Source organism: Bradyrhizobium sp. SSBR45G, assembly GCF_030159255.1.
Taxonomy (GTDB): Bacteria; Pseudomonadota; Alphaproteobacteria; order Rhizobiales; family Xanthobacteraceae; genus Bradyrhizobium.
In genome coordinates this window covers 15,862-32,836 of record NZ_BSCT01000009.1, presented here as the reverse complement: position 1 = coordinate 32,836, position 16,975 = coordinate 15,862, and the positions used below count along the sequence as shown (strand labels likewise).

At 66.2% G+C, this 16,975-nt stretch carries 17 protein-coding genes; 9 read left to right on the top strand and 8 right to left on the bottom strand.

What is annotated here, in order from left to right:
* Positions 1-156: 156 nt before the first annotated feature.
* On the top strand, positions 157-519 hold the full coding sequence (locus QQL87_RS13720) for a hypothetical protein (RefSeq protein ID WP_284419216.1): 363 nt from the start codon (positions 157-159) through the stop codon (positions 517-519).
* 5 nt (positions 520-524) lie between these two features.
* On the opposite strand, the gene QQL87_RS13715 is transcribed toward QQL87_RS13720, so the two are convergent.
* Complete coding sequence (locus QQL87_RS13715; RefSeq protein ID WP_502871169.1) at positions 525-1,655, bottom strand: alpha/beta hydrolase; 1,131 nt, start codon at positions 1,653-1,655, stop codon at positions 525-527.
* Between the two features lie 461 nt (positions 1,656-2,116).
* Here QQL87_RS13715 and QQL87_RS13710 point away from each other — a divergent pair, with 461 nt between their 5' ends.
* Together QQL87_RS13710 and QQL87_RS13705 are read left to right on the top strand one after the other, a co-directional pair.
* Positions 2,117-3,493, top strand: coding sequence for an APC family permease (locus QQL87_RS13710; RefSeq protein WP_284419218.1), 1,377 nt, complete (start codon positions 2,117-2,119; stop codon positions 3,491-3,493).
* 1 nt (position 3,494) lies between these two features.
* Positions 3,495-4,733, top strand: coding sequence for a hypothetical protein (locus QQL87_RS13705; protein ID WP_284419219.1), 1,239 nt, complete (start codon positions 3,495-3,497; stop codon positions 4,731-4,733).
* Positions 4,734-4,888: 155 nt separating this feature from the next.
* Here the strand turns inward: QQL87_RS13705 and QQL87_RS13700 are convergent, their stop codons facing one another.
* A complete protein-coding gene (locus QQL87_RS13700; protein WP_284419220.1) occupies positions 4,889-5,113 on the bottom strand; it encodes a hypothetical protein in 225 nt (74 codons plus the stop codon).
* A 167-nt stretch (positions 5,114-5,280) separates the two neighbouring features.
* Entirely contained in the window at positions 5,281-5,634 is a 354-nt protein-coding gene (yidD, locus tag QQL87_RS13695) for a membrane protein insertion efficiency factor YidD (protein WP_502871168.1), read from the bottom strand.
* 263 nt (positions 5,635-5,897) lie between these two features.
* On the opposite strand from yidD, the gene QQL87_RS13690 reads away from it, so the two are divergent.
* Positions 5,898-6,800, top strand: coding sequence for a COG3904 family protein (locus QQL87_RS13690; RefSeq protein ID WP_284419223.1), 903 nt, complete (start codon positions 5,898-5,900; stop codon positions 6,798-6,800).
* 396 nt (positions 6,801-7,196) lie between these two features.
* Here the strand turns inward: QQL87_RS13690 and QQL87_RS13685 are convergent, their stop codons facing one another.
* Positions 7,197-7,655, bottom strand: coding sequence for an iron-sulfur cluster assembly scaffold protein (locus QQL87_RS13685; RefSeq protein ID WP_284419224.1), 459 nt, complete (start codon positions 7,653-7,655; stop codon positions 7,197-7,199).
* Positions 7,656-7,895: 240 nt separating this feature from the next.
* Here QQL87_RS13685 and folE point away from each other — a divergent pair, with 240 nt between their 5' ends.
* The 5 genes from folE (at position 7,896) to QQL87_RS13660 (ending at position 11,840) form a co-directional block, all read left to right on the top strand.
* On the top strand, positions 7,896-8,603 hold the full coding sequence (gene folE / locus QQL87_RS13680) for a GTP cyclohydrolase I FolE (RefSeq protein WP_284419226.1): 708 nt from the start codon (positions 7,896-7,898) through the stop codon (positions 8,601-8,603).
* A 42-nt stretch (positions 8,604-8,645) separates the two neighbouring features.
* Positions 8,646-9,071, top strand: coding sequence for a phosphoribosyl-AMP cyclohydrolase (gene hisI, locus QQL87_RS13675; RefSeq protein ID WP_284419227.1), 426 nt, complete (start codon positions 8,646-8,648; stop codon positions 9,069-9,071).
* Between the two features lie 220 nt (positions 9,072-9,291).
* Complete coding sequence (locus QQL87_RS13670; protein ID WP_284419228.1) at positions 9,292-10,323, top strand: lytic transglycosylase domain-containing protein; 1,032 nt, start codon at positions 9,292-9,294, stop codon at positions 10,321-10,323.
* Positions 10,324-10,414: 91 nt separating this feature from the next.
* Positions 10,415-10,714, top strand: coding sequence for a hypothetical protein (locus QQL87_RS13665; RefSeq protein ID WP_284419230.1), 300 nt, complete (start codon positions 10,415-10,417; stop codon positions 10,712-10,714).
* Positions 10,665-11,840 (top strand): DUF2336 domain-containing protein, encoded by a 1,176-nt coding sequence (locus QQL87_RS13660; RefSeq protein ID WP_284419231.1) that lies wholly within the window; start codon positions 10,665-10,667, stop codon positions 11,838-11,840. The genes QQL87_RS13665 and QQL87_RS13660 overlap by 50 nt, the downstream gene beginning before the upstream one ends.
* A gap of 305 nt (positions 11,841-12,145) precedes the next feature.
* On the opposite strand, the gene QQL87_RS13655 is transcribed toward QQL87_RS13660, so the two are convergent.
* From QQL87_RS13655 to QQL87_RS13640, 4 genes are all read right to left on the bottom strand, one after another.
* Entirely contained in the window at positions 12,146-12,730 is a 585-nt protein-coding gene (locus QQL87_RS13655; RefSeq protein WP_284419232.1) for an Hpt domain-containing protein, read from the bottom strand.
* A gap of 123 nt (positions 12,731-12,853) precedes the next feature.
* Positions 12,854-13,399 (bottom strand): response regulator, encoded by a 546-nt coding sequence (locus QQL87_RS13650; protein WP_284419233.1) that lies wholly within the window; start codon positions 13,397-13,399, stop codon positions 12,854-12,856.
* A gap of 431 nt (positions 13,400-13,830) precedes the next feature.
* The gene (locus tag QQL87_RS13645; protein WP_284419234.1) at positions 13,831-14,610 is read right to left on the bottom strand and encodes an NAD kinase; all 780 of its coding nucleotides are present in this window, start codon (positions 14,608-14,610) and stop codon (positions 13,831-13,833) included.
* A gap of 214 nt (positions 14,611-14,824) precedes the next feature.
* A complete protein-coding gene (locus tag QQL87_RS13640; protein ID WP_502871167.1) occupies positions 14,825-16,972 on the bottom strand; it encodes a CHASE2 domain-containing protein in 2,148 nt (715 codons plus the stop codon).
* Positions 16,973-16,975 lie beyond the last annotated feature (3 nt).

The following is a 16,975-nucleotide window of genomic DNA, read 5'->3' as shown; positions in this document are numbered from 1 at the left end:
TCCACTGCAAACAGCGGCTTGGCGCTTGGCAAAACCGGTCGGACCGGATTAAAGCCGCTGTGGTGGGAGGCTGTAGGGCGGAGATAGCGCCAGTCGCAGGCGCGGTCACGACGGGGACGAACTCCCGGGCCCACGGTTGGATGAGAGAGACATGGCATGAAAAAGACGATGTTGAGCCTTGCCGCGGCGCTGGTTTGCACCTCTGCGCTGGCCCAGAGCGGCACGCCGATGGTCGGAGACCGCCCGCTGGTGCAGGTCAAGCCGAAGGGGATGAAGACGGCCGCCGCCGCGCCGGCCAAGCCGCAATCGATGGGCGCCAAGCTCCAGGCCTGCCTGGAGATCGAGGACGGCAGCAAGGAGCGGCTGGACTGCTACGATGCGGTCATTCCGCCGGCAGCCAAGCCCAAGGCGATGAAGGCGAAGGCCGTCGCCGACTGCAAGTTCACCAAGGAACAGGACGAGCGGCTCGCCTGCTTCAACGGCTTCGTCGAAAACATGCCGAAGCTGCCGAAGAGCTGATCACCTCAGCGGCTCGATGAACCGGAGACGCCGGCGGCAATTCGGACCGGCGGCTGGGCGGCCGCCATCTTGGTCAGCACGTCCTTGATCGGATGGCGGGTCCAGGCCTGGGTCACGTAATCACGGTGGCTGATGCCGTCCTCGGTCGCGACGAAGACGACGCTGCCCGGACGCAGCGGTTGCTGGATGTCGTCGGAGACCTCGATGCCGCGGCTGCGCAGCATCGCCATCAGCTCCTGATCATGGTGCGCGGTGTAGCGCGTATAGGAGCTCACGAAAAAGCCGGAGCGGTTGCGCTCGATCCAGTTGGCGAATTTGTCGAGCTGGCCGTAGACCGCATCGAGCAGCACGACGCCGCGCACGCGGTCGCTGATGCCGCCGACCTCGAGGCTCCACGCGGTCGGGAGGAACCCGCCGCTGTAGCCGACGATCACGATCGGCATGCCGGCAAAGGCCTTCGCGCTCGCGGGATCGCCGGTCAGGTGGGCGAGATTGACGGCGGCCTCATCCATGAAGCGCTTGAAGCCGCCGGGCTGCCAGAACTTGCCGGCGCTCGAATCGGCGGCGTCCACCGCCATCTGTGGCGCCAGCAGCACGGCGTTGACGCCAGATCCGGTGATCTGTTGCGGCACCAGCTGCCGGTCGCGCACATCGCGCTCCAAGGTGGCACCGTTGCCGTGGAAGAAGACCACGATCACGCCGGGCTTGCGTGCGTCGAACTGCTCGGGCACGTGCACCAGGACGCGGCTGTCATTGTAGGTCTGGTCCTGCCAATAGACGCGGCCCGAGAAGCTGCGATGGCCGCGGCGCTCGCCGCTTGAGACGTTGAGGAAGGGCGCGTCGGAGGCCGGATTGTTGCCGAAATAAGGGAATGCCGACGATGTCATGCTGACGAGTGTCGTGAGATTCTCGCGCTGCTGCCGGGCCGGAGCTTGCGGCTCCAGCGCTGCGACCTGAGAGGCCGGCGGCTTCGACGCGAAATTGGCCGGCGTGCGCAGCTCGAAGCTTTCGCGCGCAGAAGGAAAGCGGTCGCTGAACTCCGCGGCCGGGAAGCGCTCGTCGAATGTCAGCTCCTGCGTCGGCGTGGCGTTCGCAGCCAGCGCCGCCGGGTCCGGCGCCTGGCCGCATTGCGCCAAGGAGAGAGCAAGCGCGGCAGCAGCGATGCCACGGGCCGTGGCTCCAGCTCTATGCGCCGGCCGGAACGCCTGCAGCCGCAAACATGCCCGCAGGCCTGCGCGATCACACCTCGACGATCTCGGACCGGTCCCGATCATACGTCCCCAAGACGAGCAAGGGCCGTTGCGAGGGCCCACCACAACAATCGGCTTCCATCAATCTGCGCCGCCGCCGTTGAGGTCACGTTAAGGATGGTCCCCGGTGAAATCCGGCGCAGCAGGGGACACATCACGCGATCGTGGCGCGATTGTGGGACCCATCTCCGGTCGATGCAACGCTCAGGGCGGCGGAATGCATCAAATAGGTTTTATATTACCATCGAACACGGGCCTTATTTAGCACGCGTTAACTATGATTGAATGCTCTGGCCGGAACATGGGCCTGAAGCGCAGGGAACGGGCGTCACGCGCCCCTCAACGAGATGGCTGCATCCGAGGCAGACGACAGGACTCGCGCGGGCCGGACGAGCGGCGCCGCGATCCCGTCCGTGTCCCTGCCGGTCGCCATTGCGATCGTGATCGCCGACATGATCGGGGTCGGCGTGTTCACCAGCCTAGGCTTTCAGGTCAAGGACCTGCCCTCGGGGTTTGCGATCCTCGCGCTGTGGGCGGTCGGCGGTCTCGTCTCGATCTGCGGTGCGCTGTCCTATGCCGAGCTCGGCGCCATGTTTCCGCGCTCGAGCGGCGAATACAATTTCCTGACGCGAGCGTTCCATCCGGCGATCGGCTTCATGGCCGGCTGGGTATCATCCACCGTCGGCTTCGCGGCCCCGGTGGCGCTGGCGGCGATGGCGTTCGGTGAGTATGGCCGTGCTGTGCTGCCCGGTGCACCGCCGATGCTGCTCGCCATCGGAGCCGTCTGGCTGGTGACGGCCGTGCAACTCGGCGGCATCAGGCAATCGAGCCGCTTCCAGCTGATCTCCACGCTGCTGAAGCTCGGCCTGATCGTCGCCTTCCTGGTCGCCGGCTGCACCCTCTCAGTCCCGCAAGCGGTGAGGTTCATGCCTGCCGCAGCCGATGTCGGCTACATCGGCAGCGCAGCGTTCGCGACCGGCCTCGTGTTCGTGATGTACGCGTTCTCCGGCTGGAATGCGGCGACCTACATCATCGGCGAGCTGCATACGCCGGAGCGAAATCTGCCACGCGCGCTGCTCGCGGGCACGCTGATCGTGCTCGTGCTGTACATGGCACTCAACGCGGTGTTCCTGAGGGCCGCGCCGATGGGCGAACTGGCGGGCCAACTACAGGTGGCCAGCATCGCCGGCGCGCACATCTTCGGCGAGACCGGTGGACGCTTCGTGGCGGCGATGATCTGCATCGGACTGGTTCCCTCGATCGCCGCGATGATGTGGATCGGTCCGCGCGTGCTGATGACGATGGGCGAGGACATTCCAGCACTCTCGGTGTTTGCCCGCCGGTCGCGCAACGGTGCCCCAGCCTACGCCGTGCTGTTCCAGCTCACGGTGGCGACCTTGATGCTGTTCACAGGGAGCTTCGAGGCGGTGCTCGATCTGGTCCAGTTCGCGTTGCTGTCATGCTCGTTTCTGACCGTGGTCGGTCTGTTCCGGCTGCGCATCGCCATGCCCGATCTCAAGCGACCCTACCGTGCCTGGGGCTATCCGCTCACACCATTGATCTTCCTCAGCGTGACCGGCTTCATGATGTTCTATCTTGTCACGGCGCGGCCCTGGCAGGCCGGGCTCGGCGCAGTGGCGATGGTGTCGGGATTGCTCATCTATTGGCTCGCTCACGGGCGGTCGCGCCGGACCGCCGCAACGGCCATATCGGGTTCAGATTGAAATGCCGCTGGTGTCGAGATTGTGGTTTGTGGTTGCGTGCCTCGTCGCCCTGATGAGTTGTGACGTCAGGGCCCAGACCGTGACGCCGGACGACACGGCGCACGTGCTGGCGGGCCTGGCACCGGCGGCAGGCTCGCCGCTGTCTGCGCTGACAGAGGATCCCGCGTGGCGGCGGCACGCGGCCTTCTTCGATTCCGCGTTCAACCAGCTCGAACAGCGACAGCTGTCGAAGATCAGGACCTGGGCGGACGCCAACGTCGCGGCGCCGCGGCCCACGATGTTCTATTTCTTCTCCGGACCGGACTTCCTCTACGCCGACGCCTTTTACCCGAAGGCCACGACCTATGTGATGGCTGCGCTCGAGCCGACCGGGCCTATCCCCGACCTCAGCAGATTGCCGCGCGGCAGCATCGGTCCGGCGCTGTCCTATGTCGAGCGTTCGCTGCAGTCGATCCTGAGCTTCTCGTTCTTCATCACCAAGAACATGAAGGCCGATCTGCGCGACGGCGAGATCGAGGGAACGCTGCCGATCCTCTACGTGTTTCTCGCGCGGACCGGCAAGACCATCCGTGGAGCGAGCCTGATCTGGCTGGACGAGACCGGGGCCGTGCATGAGGCGAACGAGCCGCCGGCCCGCAACGCCACCAAGGGCGCGCGCATCGTGTTCGCCGGCAGCGACGGGGTCGAAAAGACACTCTACTACTTTTCAACCGATCTGTCCGACACCGGCGCGAAGGCCAGCGGCTTCCTCAAATTCTGCGAGCCGCTGGCCCCGGGCAACAGCCTGCTGAAAAGCGCGTCCTACCTGCTGCACGAAAGCTTCTTCTCCCGGGTGCGCAGCTGGCTGCTCCGGAACAGTGCGACGATGATCCAGGACGATTCCGGCATTCCGCTGGCGAGCTACGATGCGAGGGCGTGGCGCTTCTTCCCGTTCGGGCGCTATGCCGGGCCGATCGACAAGTTCCCGGACATGTACCAGGCCAGCTACGCGAGACTGTTCGAGCGCGCCCAGCCGCTGGAGTTCGGCATCGGCTATCGCTGGCGGACGCGAGAATCCAACGTTTTGCTGGCGGTGAGGTCACCCTCGGCCGACGCGACGATTTCGGCCGAAGCCACGGGGCCGGCGGAAACGAGCGATCAGCCGCCGCGCGTGCGGCGTGCTCCGCGGCCGCCCGAGCCGATTCCGAACTATCCGCCGCCCCCGCGCCGCGACGACTTCTTTTTCTTTCCGCGATGGTGAGCTTTTCCCGTGGGCAAGGCGGCCGCTAGCCATGGGGATGCAGCGTGCCTCAGCGAACGCATCAGCATGATATTGGGCGTGCGCTACAGTGATTGATCATGGAGATCGCGCGGCTGCGTCTTTGCCCACCAAGGTGTTCGCTTAGCCTGTGCCTGTCACCAATGCACGGTCTGGCTCGGCACGATGTAGGATGTCGTCGTCGGGGGCATGGTGGTGGTGTCGGCCAGGTAGCGCCACGCGCCGACGATGACGATCAGCAGTGCGATGATGCAGAGCAGGTCGACTTGCCGTGCGTCATGGGCAACGTGAGTGCCATCATCGTGATCGTGGGTGACGCCGGTGCGTGATCGGCGCGATCTCGGATTGATCGTCCAGCGCATCGCTGCTTCTCCCTTCCCAGGAAGCTTCAACATCAATGCAAGACTGCAGGGCGACGTTCCCTCGGCAAGAGACCGACGCCACCTTGAAACGTAATCCTACTGTGAGATTTTGCTAGTTGGATTTGTTTCAAATCAAGCGATGCGCGGTCCGCTCTGTTGCGTTGCAATCAGCCGGGACCGTTGACGCCGCGCCAGCGCGCATAGCGCCACGGCAGATACCAGCGCGCGCGCGGCGGAAGATCGATAGGGACATTGTCGATGCCCGAGGTGCCGAATGGCTGGCAGCGCAGCAGCCGGGCGAGCGTCATCCATCCGCCCGCCCAGAGTCCGTAACGGGCAATGGCCTCGTCGGCATAGACGGAGCAGGTCGGCAGATGCCGGCAATTATAGCCGACCAGCGGCGAGAGGGTGTGACGGTAGAGCCAGATGAGCGAGCGGGCTGCGTGTCGCGGCATCTGCGACAGCAGCACTGACCGGTTGTGCGCAGATTGGCAGTTCGGATCAGAGCATGAGTGCTTCATGGGCGCTTTGCCGGACTGATGTGCGCAGTGTGAGCGGTTCCTCGGCAGGAAACCCGGGCTCGCGTGCTCGTGTGATGATGTGATGCAACAATGGCCGGTTTTCAGCAACGCTGCGATGCGGCGCACCTGGACGGTCGGGGATTGCCCGGATACGATTCCAGACAATGATGTGACAGACTCATAACGGATTTGAGGCTGATTTGTCAGGCCTGACGGCGAGGACGACGAGGGACGGCATACCGAGCTTGACGGGGGGGAACGGAGTGCGCGTGAGATTGCTGCGGTCGCGTGGATTGCGCTGGATGCTTCTCGGTGTTGCGGCGCTGGGTGCGGTGCTCGGGGGCACGGTTTCCCTGATGTCTAACTCCGCGCGCGCCGGCAGCGCGCTCGAGGAGCGCAAGCTCCCGATGCGATTCAGCTGGGTGGCCTGCGAGCCGAATTGTGGCTGGGTCAGCGCAGTCGGCATCGTCACCGGCGACAGCCCGAAGGATTTCGAGGAGTTCGCCCGGGATCGTGACCTGACCGGCACGACGGTCGTGCTCGACTCCAGCGGCGGCTCCGTCAACGATGCCATCACGCTCGGCCGCCGCCTCCGCGCCCTGAAGATGCGCACCACCGTCGGCCAGACGCAGCGTCCGAGCCGGGCGAACGAGCGGCCGCGCATCGTGCCTGAGGCTTACTGCGAGTCGATGTGCGTGTTCCTGCTGCTGGCCGGCACCACGCGCTATGTTCCCGACACCGCGCATGTCCGCGTCCACCAGATCTGGATGGGCGACCGTGCCGACGACGCCAAGGCGGCGAGCTACTCGGCGCAGGACCTGATGATCGTCGAGCGCGACATCGGGCGTCTGGCCAAATACACCTTCGACATGGGCGGCGCCGGCGACCTGCTGCTTCTCGCCCTCAACGTGCCGCCGTGGGAAGATCTGCACGAACTGTCGCGGACGGAGCTGCGCCTGACCAACGTCATGACCACCGAGCTGCTGGCCGACGTGCTGCCGCCGAAGGGCACGACGCCGGCCGTGGCCGAACTGGCGCCCAAGCGGACGGAGCCGGGCCAGACCAAGCAGCAGGACCGCTTCTCGGTGTCGTTCGAAAAGCCGCTCTCGCGCACCGCCGAAGCCTTGCCCCCGGCCACCGTGGCGGCGACCCCGCCGCAGCAATAGGCCGCGGCCACAAAGCCGCCGCCGTCTCGCGGATGACCGACAGCCAACGCACGGCACGCGCGCAGGCGATAGCGACATCTGGCGTCTCACGTGCTGTCTCGGAGAAACCCGGATATGGCTTTCGGCCTTCGCCCTTGCGGGCGCAGGCCTCTCGCTCATTCAGGCTACGGGTCTGTGTCCATCAATCCGAGGCCCGCTCTCTCCACATCGTCATTCCGGGGCAGCCCGCAGGGCTGAGCCCGGAATCCATAACCCCGAACGGTCGTGAGACGAAGACGAGGGCCACGGCGATCTCGCACCACATATCGGCCTGTGACTATGGATTCCGGGCTCGCTCTGCGCGCGCCCCGGAATGACGGGTGGAGAGAGTCGTCAGGCCCTGCTGGCGTCTCGGGCTCAGCCCGGCGCGGCCTCGGCCTTGACGCCGGCTTTGGCCTCTATCTGGCCGATGGCATCGACGACGGCGTCGAAGGTCAGCATCGTCGAGGCGTGGCGGGCCTTGTAGTCCCGGACCGGCTCGAGCAGGGCGATATCGGCCCATTTGCCTTCCGGAGGAGAACCATTTTCCTTCAGCATGCGGCGGACGGTGTCCCTGATCTCGCGCAGCTCGGCGGCACTGGAGCCGATCACATGGCGGGCCATGATCGAGGAGGAGGCCTGGCCGAGGGCGCAGGCCTTCACGTCATGGGCGAAATCGGTCACCACGGGACCGTCCATCTTGAGATCGACCTTCACGGTGGAGCCGCACAGCTTGGAATGGGCGGTGGCGGTCGCGTCCGGATGCTCCAGCCGTCCGAGGCGCGGAATGTTGCCGGCGAGCTCGATGATGCGCTTGTTGTAGATGTCGTTCAGCATGTGCCTGACGTCCAGGAACTGCCGCCGGAATTACCGGCGGGTCGGCCTTGGCGGCCGGGTTTCATCGCCCTATATTGCGACTATATGGAAACGATTGGCAGGAATTCCAGCCACATCCACAGCCGTCCGGCCCGAGACCGCAAGTCGGCTCGCGTCTCGGCTGTCGGAAATGCTTCTATGCGGGTGACGCTCTGCCGGTGACACTCCGGTCGGACCACCGACCGGTCGAACGGAGTTGAGATGGACGCTTTGATCAAGACGCTGCGCGGGACCACGCCCGATGGCAAGTCATCCGAGGCCAAGCTGGCGGGTGAGCGCCCGGCGGAGCTCGATCCGGCGGAGTTTCTGGCTGCTGCCGTGCGCGCCGACCGTCCTAGGCCGTCGCGCGCCGAGGCTGAGGCCGCGGTCTATACGCTGCTGAATTACATCGGCGAGGATCCCACCCGCGAGGGCCTGGTCGATACCCCGCGCCGGGTCGTCGAGGCCTATGACGAGTTGTTCCAAGGCTATCATCAGTGCCCGGCTGAGGTGCTGGACCGGACCTTCGGCGAAACCGCCGGCTATGACGACTTCGTGCTGATTCGCGATATCGAGTTCACGTCGCAATGCGAGCATCACATGATGCCCTTCTACGGCCGCGCGCATATCGCCTATACGCCGGTCGAGCGCGTCGTGGGCCTGTCCAAGCTCGCGCGCCTGACCGACATCTTCGCGCGCCGGCTGCAGACCCAGGAGCATCTCACCGCCCAGATCGCAGCCGCGATCGACGAGGTGCTGAAGCCGCGCGGCGTCGCCGTGATGATCGAGGCCGAGCACACCTGCATGTCGGTGCGCGGCGTCGCCAAGCATGGCGCGGTCACCTTCACCAGCCGTTTCACCGGCATGTTCCGGGACAATCCGGCCGAGCAGGGGCGTTTCCTCTCGATGGTGCGCTCGCCGCAGCGTTAGGCGCGCCAAACGCCGGCTTGCCAAGGTCTTAGCGAGAATTTCGTGTCTGCATCCTCAGTTGAGCGCGAGGAGGGCTTGGCCTTCCTGCCCAAGTTCGACGCCGCCGGCCTCGTCACCTGCGTCACCACCGATGCGGTCAGCGGCGACGTGCTGATGGTCGCCCACATGAACGACGAGGCGCTGCGCCGGACCATCGCGACCGGGGAGGCCTGGTATTTCAGCCGCTCGCGCAACGCGCTGTGGCGGAAAGGTGAGAGCTCGGGCCAGACCCAGCGCGTGGTCGAGATGCGCACGGATTGCGATCAGGACGCGGTCTGGCTGCGCGTCGAGCAGCGCGGGGCGGCCTGTCACACCGGCCGTCACTCCTGCTTCTATCGCAAGGTTGAAAGCGCCGACGGGGACGGGGCACGGCTCGTGTTCGTCGATGCCGACAGGCTGTTCGACCCGGCTGCGGTCTATCGCAAATAGGCGGCAAATCGAGCGGCAGTTCGCGGGAGCCGGGTCGCGCCGTGAATATGAAGCTCGGCGCGGGCAGGTCGGCCAGCGACCTGCATCCGCAAATGTCCGGGTCGTTCATTGGCCTTGTCGGGCCGGCGAATTAACCAGCCATTAACCATGCCCGCCGCAATTTGCCTGATGTTTCCGGCGCGTTCGTCTGCCAGCGAATCTGCAAACAGCGGGTCTTCCCATGTCGGTCGACGCATCCAATTCCTCACCAGCGGGACTGCTCGACGGCGTCCGGGCGAAGGTGGCCGGCGCCATCAAGCAGGCGGCCGATAGCGTCGGCGCCAGCTTCGAATATCTGCTGTCGACCGCGAAGATGGAGTCGGACTTCAACCCGACCGCGGGCGCCTCGACGTCGTCGGCGCGCGGGCTCTATCAGTTCATCGACCAGACCTGGCTCGGCACGGTGAAGGAAGCCGGCGCCGATCTCGGCTACGGCCAATACGCCGACGCCATCACGCGGACGTCGTCCGGCGACTACACGGTCAGCGATCCCGGCATGCGGCAGGCGATCATGAAGCTGCGCGACGACCCCAAGGCGTCGTCGGCCATGGCCGCTGCGCTGACCCAATCCAACAGCTTCCAGCTGACCGCCAAGATCGGCCGGCGGCCGAGCGATTCCGAACTCTACATGGCGCACTTCATGGGCGTCGGCGGAGCCGCGAAGCTGATCACCAGCGCCCAGGACACCCCGAGTGCGTCCGCGGCGCAGATGTTTCCCAACGCAGCCGTAGCCAACCGCTCGATCTTCTATGATCGGGACGGCCAGGCCCGCAGCGTCTCCCAGGTCTATTCGGTGCTGAACACCCGCTACGCCGGCGCTGCCAACTCCTCGACGACCCGCGGGGCACTCGCGCTCTATGGTGGCTCCTCGCCGAACGTCGCGGTGGCCAACTCGGCCGGCGGCGGCGCGCTGCCGACAACCGACACCGCCACCTTTCTCTCGATGTTCCCGGATGCGCGCGGCGCCCAAGCCGCGTCCGCGACGACGGCGGACGCATCGGCGGGCCGGCCGGCCGATCCGATGTTCCGCTCGCTTTTCCAGGTCGACGGTCAGTCGAGCCAGGCGGTGTCGCCGACGGTCCGCGAATTGTGGGGCCGCTCGCCGGTCGCCAGCGCCGACTCTGCCGACGCCGGCAGCAACAATACTGGCAGCGGCAGTGGCCAGCGCCGCCTCGACCTGTTCAGCGACCCCAACGGCACGTTCTCCGGCTGACTGCCGACGCGTAGCCTCTCGTAACCCAGATGAGTGATCGCGCCCGCCCGGAGAGCGCAGGCCTCCGCTCATCCGGGTTACGCAGCGCGGCGTGTCGCTGGCGATCGGGCCGGTTACGATCATCATTTTTTTTGCGGGGGTGGGCGGTCGTTTTGGCCCGTCGGATTACGGCAAACGTCGCCAAAAACGGTATCCTAATATTGTATTAACTCCCGGCCTTAACAAAACATCAACAAAACCAGCCACTTATGGTGAACGCTTTGTTAAGCGTCGTGGTTTATTTTCGGTGTTGTTGAGGCCCCCCGTGGCCTTGTTTGCAAGTTGCGTAAGCCGGAAAGACCATGATCGTTCGGCAGTTTCTCAGTTGGGTCAGAACCGCACCCGCCGGTGAGCGGGCCGAGGCCACCAGGGCGCTCGCGCGGGCGTGGTTGCTGTCGGATCTCAGCGATGAGGACCGCGGTGCCGCCGAAGGCGCGCTCCTTATGCTCCTCGACGATCCCTCGCCGCTGGTGCGGCAGGCCATGGCGGAGGTGTTCGCGCGCTCGGACGAGGCGCCTGCCGCCATCGTCCAGGCGCTGGCCACCGACCAGCCCTCGGTCGCCGTCGTCATCCTCGAACATTCGCCGCTCCTGATCGATGCCGACCTCGTCGACATCGTCGCGACCGGCAATTCCGAAACCCAATGTGCGATCGCGCGCCGTGTCGGCTTGCCGGCGCCGGTCTGTGCCGCGATCGCCGAGGTCGGCAGCGCGGCCGCAGCGCTCGAACTGATCGAGAACGCCTATGCCGAGCTCGCGCCCTTCTCCTGGGATCGCATCGTCGAGCGGCATGGCCATCTCGCCGCCATCCGCGAAGCGATGCTGGTGCTGGACGATCTGCCGGCGGCCACCCGCGCCGCACTGGTCGACAAGCTGTCGGAGACGCTGGCGCAGTTCGTCGTGGCCCGCAACTGGCTCAGCCTCGACCGGGCCGGGCGCATCACCAGCGAGGCGCGCGACCGCTCGACCATCACGATCGCGGCGCGCACGCGCGGCGAGGAGCTGCGCGGCCTCGTCGAGCACCTGCGTGTCACCTCGCAGCTCACCGCGGGCCTGATCCTGCGCGCGCTGCTCTCAGGCAATGTCGAATTGTTCGAGATCGCGCTCTCGGAGCTCGCGGAGATGCCGCGGGCGAGGGTGTCCGCGCTGCTCAACGACCGCGGCCGCGCCAGCCTGCAGGGGCTGCTGCGCAAGGCGGGCATTCCCGACACCACCTTCGATGCGTTCGCCATCGCGCTGGAGGTCTGCCGCGAGAACGGCTTTGCGGACACTTTGAGTGGAGCGGCGATCCTGCGCCGCAAGATGGTCGAGCGCGTGCTGACGCATTGCGCCACCGATCGCGACGCCGCCGAGCCGCTGTTGATCCTGCTGCGACGGTTCGCCACCGAGTCGGCCCGCGACGAGGCCCGCGAATTCTGCGACGAGGTGATGGCGGAGGACTTTGTAGCGGGGGTGGAGTTCGGGCTGATCGCGGCGTGAGCCGCGGCTCGCGGTCGATCCGCGACACCGTTGTGAGAGAGCGTCCTATCTCTCTCCACGTCATTCCGGGGCATCGCGCAGCGATGAGCCCGGAATCCATAACCCCGAGCCGTCGTTTGGCGAAGGCAAGCGCCATTGCCATCTCGTACCACACATCGTTCTGTGGCTATGGATTCCGGGCTCGCGCTGCGCGCGCCCCGGAATGACGAGCGGAGAGAATGTGCCCATAGTGCCGTAGCTCGGACGAGCGAAGCGATATCCGGATTGCCCGCGCAACCGCACAAATAGTGCTGTCGCCAGCAAGCCTACGGCTGATCGCTCGGCACCAAGCTTGGCGCCAAAATCGCCTCCAGATGCTCCGGCCGGTTGCGGTTGACCTGGACCAGATAGTCGTCGGCGACGCGGCGCAGGCGACGGCTCAGCTCGGCGGCGACGGTCGGGCTGTGGTACTTCGTATGATCGTGCACGATCGCCTGGATGGCGTTGACGTGATGCTCGAACAGCTCGGCGGGGACCTTCTCGAGATCCGGCGCGTGCTCGATGATCCGGCACAGGCTGTCGGCGACCTCGGCGGCGGCCGGATAGCCGAAGGTCGCGGCATCGCCCTTGATGTCGTGGGCGGCACGGAACATCTCCTCGCACGCGTCGTCATCGAAGCCGCTCTTGAGCACGCTCGCGTAACCCTTCGACAGCCGCTCGGCCTCGGTGTCCATCCATGACTTGAACTCGCCGGACAGTCCGGCCAGCGCGGCTTCGGCGCGCGCGATCGGATCGTCGAGATCCTTCTCGTCGGTTCTGTGCAGCACCTTCTTCAGCGGGTTCGGCTGGGTGATCACATGATGCGAGGCATAGCTCTTGACCTGGATCGCCGGAGCCTTGTCTTTCGCCATCTCGATCTCCTCAGGTGATGCCGACCAACGCAATCTGACCGAAGTTAGGATTCATAGCCGAGGACCGGGACCTGCTGTGCGGCGAATCCCGGACGGCGTTAACAGAGGCTCACTGCTGCGCCCTCAAACCGCGGAGCGCGCTTTATCCAGAAGTGACGGCTGCTGGAAGATCTCCGCCTCGCCACCGATCCGGCGCTCGGGGCCGATATAGGCGCTGTTGGTGTTGCGGCGCCGGTCCGGTCCGAAATAGGTCTTGGTCTTGATGAAGGGGCGGGGATTGGCGACCACGTTGAGGATGCGCTGGTAGAGGCCCTTGGCCGAGATCGGCTTGGCGAGAAACTCGGTCACGCCGGCATCGCGCGCGACGGTGACGCGGCGCTTCTCCGAATGGCCTGTGAGCATGATGATCGGCGCGTAGGGATTGCCCTTGGCTTCCGGCTGCCGAATCATCTGCGCCAGCTCGAGGCCGTCGAAGATCGGCATCGCCCAATCGGTGATGACGATGTCAGGCGAGAAATGGGTGTACATTTCGAGCGCGGTGGCGCCGTCCTCGGCCTCGTTGACCTCGCGGGCGCCGAACGAATGCAGCAGCGTGCGCAGGATGCGGCGCATGTGCGGGTTGTCGTCGCAGACGAGGAAGCGCAGCTTGTTGAAGTCGATGCGATACATTTGGCCGGCCTGAAGGCATCACCCATGAAGGTGGTCAACGCGCATTAACCATAAGGAGCGCCGGGTTAACAAAGCGTTGCGGCAAGGGTGTTTTGGGCAGGCGCGCCCCACGCTCTCCGCCGTCATTCCGGGGCGCGCGGAACGCGCGAGCCCGGAATCCATAACCCCGAGCGGTGATGTGGCGAAGACAGGAGCCACTGCCATCTCGCACCTCACACCATCCCGTGGTTATGGATTCCGGGCTCGCCCTTCGGGCGCCCCGGAATGACGCGTGGAGAGCGTGGGGCGGGCGTCTTGCGACTCTCTTTCCGCCGTCATTGGGAGCGCAGCGAATCCATCCAGAGTCGTGGGCGGGATTCTGGATTGCTTCGCTGCGCTCGCAATGACGGGTGGAGGGAGCGGGGGCCGCCATCCAGCGACCGACGCCCGTGCTAATAGCCGAACTGCTCGCTCAGGATGCGCTCTTCCAGGCTGTGGCCGGCGTCGAACAGCATCCGCATCGAGATCGTCTTGTCCGAGAGCACCTCGACGCGGCGGACGTTGCGGACCTCGTCGTGGTCGGCGACGGCTGCCACCGGCCGCTTGTCGCCCTCGAGCACCTCGACGATGACATAGGCGGTGTTGGGGAGCAGGGCGCCGCGCCAGCGCCGCGGCCGGAACGCGCTGATCGGCGTCAGCGCCAGCAGCGCGGCATTGATCGGCAGGATCGGGCCCTGCACCGAGAGATTATAGGCGGTCGAGCCCGCCGGCGTCGCCACCAGCACGCCGTCGGCGATCAGCTCCGGCATGCGCTCGCGCTCGTCGATCATGATCCGCAGCCGTGCGGTCTGCGCGGTCTGGCGGAACAGGTAGACCTCGTTGATGGCGTGATGAATGTGAACCTCGCCGCCCGCGTCGGTCGCCCGCATCAGAAGCGGATGGATCACCGATTCCTGCGCCGCCTCGAGCCGCCCGTGCAGATCGATGGTCGAGAACTCGTTCATCAGGAAGCCGACCGTGCCGCGATGCATGCCGTAGATCGGCTTGCCCGAGCGCATTTGGTCGTGCAGCGTCTGCAGCATCAGGCCGTCGCCGCCGAGGGCGACGACGACATCGGCCAGATCGGGATCGGAATTCCCATACAGCGCGCTCAGCTGGGTCAGCGCAGCCTGCGCCTCGGCACTCGGGCTCGCGACGAAGGCGATCCGCTCATATCGCTTGGGCGTGGTCATCAGTCGCAGGGCTCGCTGGGTCGATCGACCGGAATGAAGGCGCCGTGTCGTCTAGCCGACCTTGGCCGTGCTTGTCCATCGCGGCCGGTATGCGGGGCCAATGCGGCCGGGATGAGGGCTGATATCGCCCGGAAATGGGCGCCCAACGCGGCTGTTGCGACGGATTATGACTCCCGTCTGCGCTGATGCGGGCGACGGGACCGTCATCGCCGTGTCATTTCTCTTGCAATGTGCGCACGGGATCCCAGGCGGCGGCTTCGTCCCGCATCGTTGCAGTCACGCGTTCGGCGAACAGGGCGCTCGGCGGGTCGCTCGTGGCCGCCGGCGCAAAGCATTCGGCCGCCTGCGGCAGTTCGCCAGCCCGCCAATGCGCCAGACCCGCCGCGTAGCCGGCGAGCACAGCCTGGTCGTGCGGCGTGAGCTCGGCAGCGCGGCCGTGCAGCTCATGGATCTTCAGCGACTGCTCGCGGCCCTTGACCCGGATCGTGTCGAGCTCGCGCCAGGCGAACTCGGCGCCGGCGAGCGCCACGGTGCTGTCCGAGGCGATGATCGTGGTGCCGTAGAACTTGTTGGCGCCTTCGAGCCGCGAGGCGACGTTCACCGCGTCGCTCATCACGGAATAGTTGAAGCGGCGCTGCGAGCCGAAATTGCCGACCAGCGCGGCGCCGCTGTTGATGCCGATGCGTTGCGCCACCGTGATGCCCTGGAACGCCGTCGACGACAGATTGAGCTCGGCGAGCCTCGCCTTGCAGCCGAGCGCCGCGCGCGCGGCGCTCTTCGCATGGTCCGGATCGTCGAGCGGGGCGCCGAACACCGCGACCACGGAGTCGCCGATATATTTGTCGACATAGCCGTCATGGCTTTCGATGACGTCGGTCATCGCCGACAGATATTCGTTGGTCAGCGCCATCAGCTGCTCCGGCGTCATCTGCTCGGCGATGCGCGAGAAGCCTACGATGTCGGAGAAGAACACCGTGACCTCGCGCGTTTCGCCGCCGAGCTGCGGCAGCCGGCGCGAGGCCAGCATGCGGTCGATCTCGCGCGGCGCGAGGTAATAGGCAAAGCTCTTCTGCAGCAGCCGGCGGTCCTTGTCGGTGACCATGAAGCGATAGCCGGTGGTCGCGGCCAGTGCGAGTACGCCAGCGGCGAGCGGCTCGGCCAATGGCAGCACGATGGCCTGGTTGAAGAGCGCGGTGGCCAGCGCAGCGTAGACAACGGCCAGCAGGCCCAGGAGTCCGGCCGCGAAGGTCGGCCGCAGCAGGCGGGCGAGCAGGGCGGCCAGCAGCGCCATCGTCATCGCGATGCCGAAGATGGCGAGCCGGCTCATTTCGATGGCGGCGTCCTGCCTGACCAGATTGTTCACCGCGGTCGCGTGGATGTAGACGCCGGCGATGGTGCTGCGGGCGAACGTCTCGGTGACCTTGCGCTCCTCCAGCGCGCAGCGCGGCCGCCGCGCGCCCTCGGCGCGGGTCGCGAAGCGCTTCGACGTCAGCCGCCGGTCCTCGATCCCGACCGTGCCGATCAGGACGACCTTGCCGGCGAACTCGCGGCGGAAATAATCCTTGTCGCCCTTGACCGCGCAGGCGCGCAGGTCGGCGAAGGAGTAGGTCGGGATGTCCTGCGCGCCGCCCGCGAAGTTCAACGTCATGATGCCGGGCACGCTGCTGGGCACGCGGTCATCGCCAAGCGTCACGCCGTCGGACGTGAACACGGGCGCGGTGCCGCGGGCGCGTGCCGCCAGCTCGAGCGCCATGCTCGGAATCGCCTTGCCGTTCGCGCTCAGCGTCAGCGGATGTCGGCGGACGACATCGTCGCTGTCGGTGTAGGTGTTGAGCGGCCGCAGGTTCTGCTGCTGGCGCACCGCGATGCGCTGTCCGGGCGCGGGCAGGATCGGAGGCTCGCCGAAGATCTCGCCGAGCACCACCTTGCCGCCGGCTGCGGCGGTCGCCAGCGCGCGCAGGAAATCGCGATCGAAGCCGCGCGTCTTGTCGCCGAGCGTCGAATCGCCCAGCGGAATCTCCGACTGCTCGATCGAGGTCTGGAACACCATGTCGAAGCCGACCACCTTGGCGCCGCCATCGAGCACGGACGTCAGCACGCGGCCGATCTCGCCGGTCCAGGCCAGCAGCGGCGCGCCCTTGAAGGGTGGGGCCTGATAGCTCTCCTCGTCGATCGCGATCACGACGGCGGGACTGGTCGCGGCGTCATGCCGGTTGCCGAACGCCTCGAAGCGCAGCCAGGTCAGCGCATCCAGGGACAGGCCGCGGCCGCGCTCGAACGCCGGCGAGATGAACAGGCCGACGCAGGCGAGCGCGATCGCGATGAGGGCGAGCGCGTCGCGCGTCCGGCGTCCGATCGCCACCGA

Coding starts and splice junctions, on each gene's coding strand:
- QQL87_RS13700 (WP_284419220.1), bottom strand. CDS start 5,113: ATGCGCTGGACGATCAATCCGAGATCGCGCCGATCACGCACCGGCGTC.
- QQL87_RS13650 (WP_284419233.1), bottom strand. CDS start 13,399: ATGTATCGCATCGACTTCAACAAGCTGCGCTTCCTCGTCTGCGACGAC.
- QQL87_RS13710 (WP_284419218.1), top strand. CDS start 2,117: ATGGCTGCATCCGAGGCAGACGACAGGACTCGCGCGGGCCGGACGAGC.
- QQL87_RS13660 (WP_284419231.1), top strand. CDS start 10,665: ATGATCGTTCGGCAGTTTCTCAGTTGGGTCAGAACCGCACCCGCCGGT.
- QQL87_RS13645 (WP_284419234.1), bottom strand. CDS start 14,610: ATGACCACGCCCAAGCGATATGAGCGGATCGCCTTCGTCGCGAGCCCG.
- QQL87_RS13685 (WP_284419224.1), bottom strand. CDS start 7,655: ATGCTGAACGACATCTACAACAAGCGCATCATCGAGCTCGCCGGCAAC.
- yidD (WP_502871168.1), bottom strand. CDS start 5,634: ATGAAGCACTCATGCTCTGATCCGAACTGCCAATCTGCGCACAACCGG.
- QQL87_RS13705 (WP_284419219.1), top strand. CDS start 3,495: ATGCCGCTGGTGTCGAGATTGTGGTTTGTGGTTGCGTGCCTCGTCGCC.
- QQL87_RS13655 (WP_284419232.1), bottom strand. CDS start 12,730: ATGGCGAAAGACAAGGCTCCGGCGATCCAGGTCAAGAGCTATGCCTCG.
- QQL87_RS13670 (WP_284419228.1), top strand. CDS start 9,292: ATGTCGGTCGACGCATCCAATTCCTCACCAGCGGGACTGCTCGACGGC.
- folE (WP_284419226.1), top strand. CDS start 7,896: ATGGACGCTTTGATCAAGACGCTGCGCGGGACCACGCCCGATGGCAAG.
- QQL87_RS13720 (WP_284419216.1), top strand. CDS start 157: ATGAAAAAGACGATGTTGAGCCTTGCCGCGGCGCTGGTTTGCACCTCT.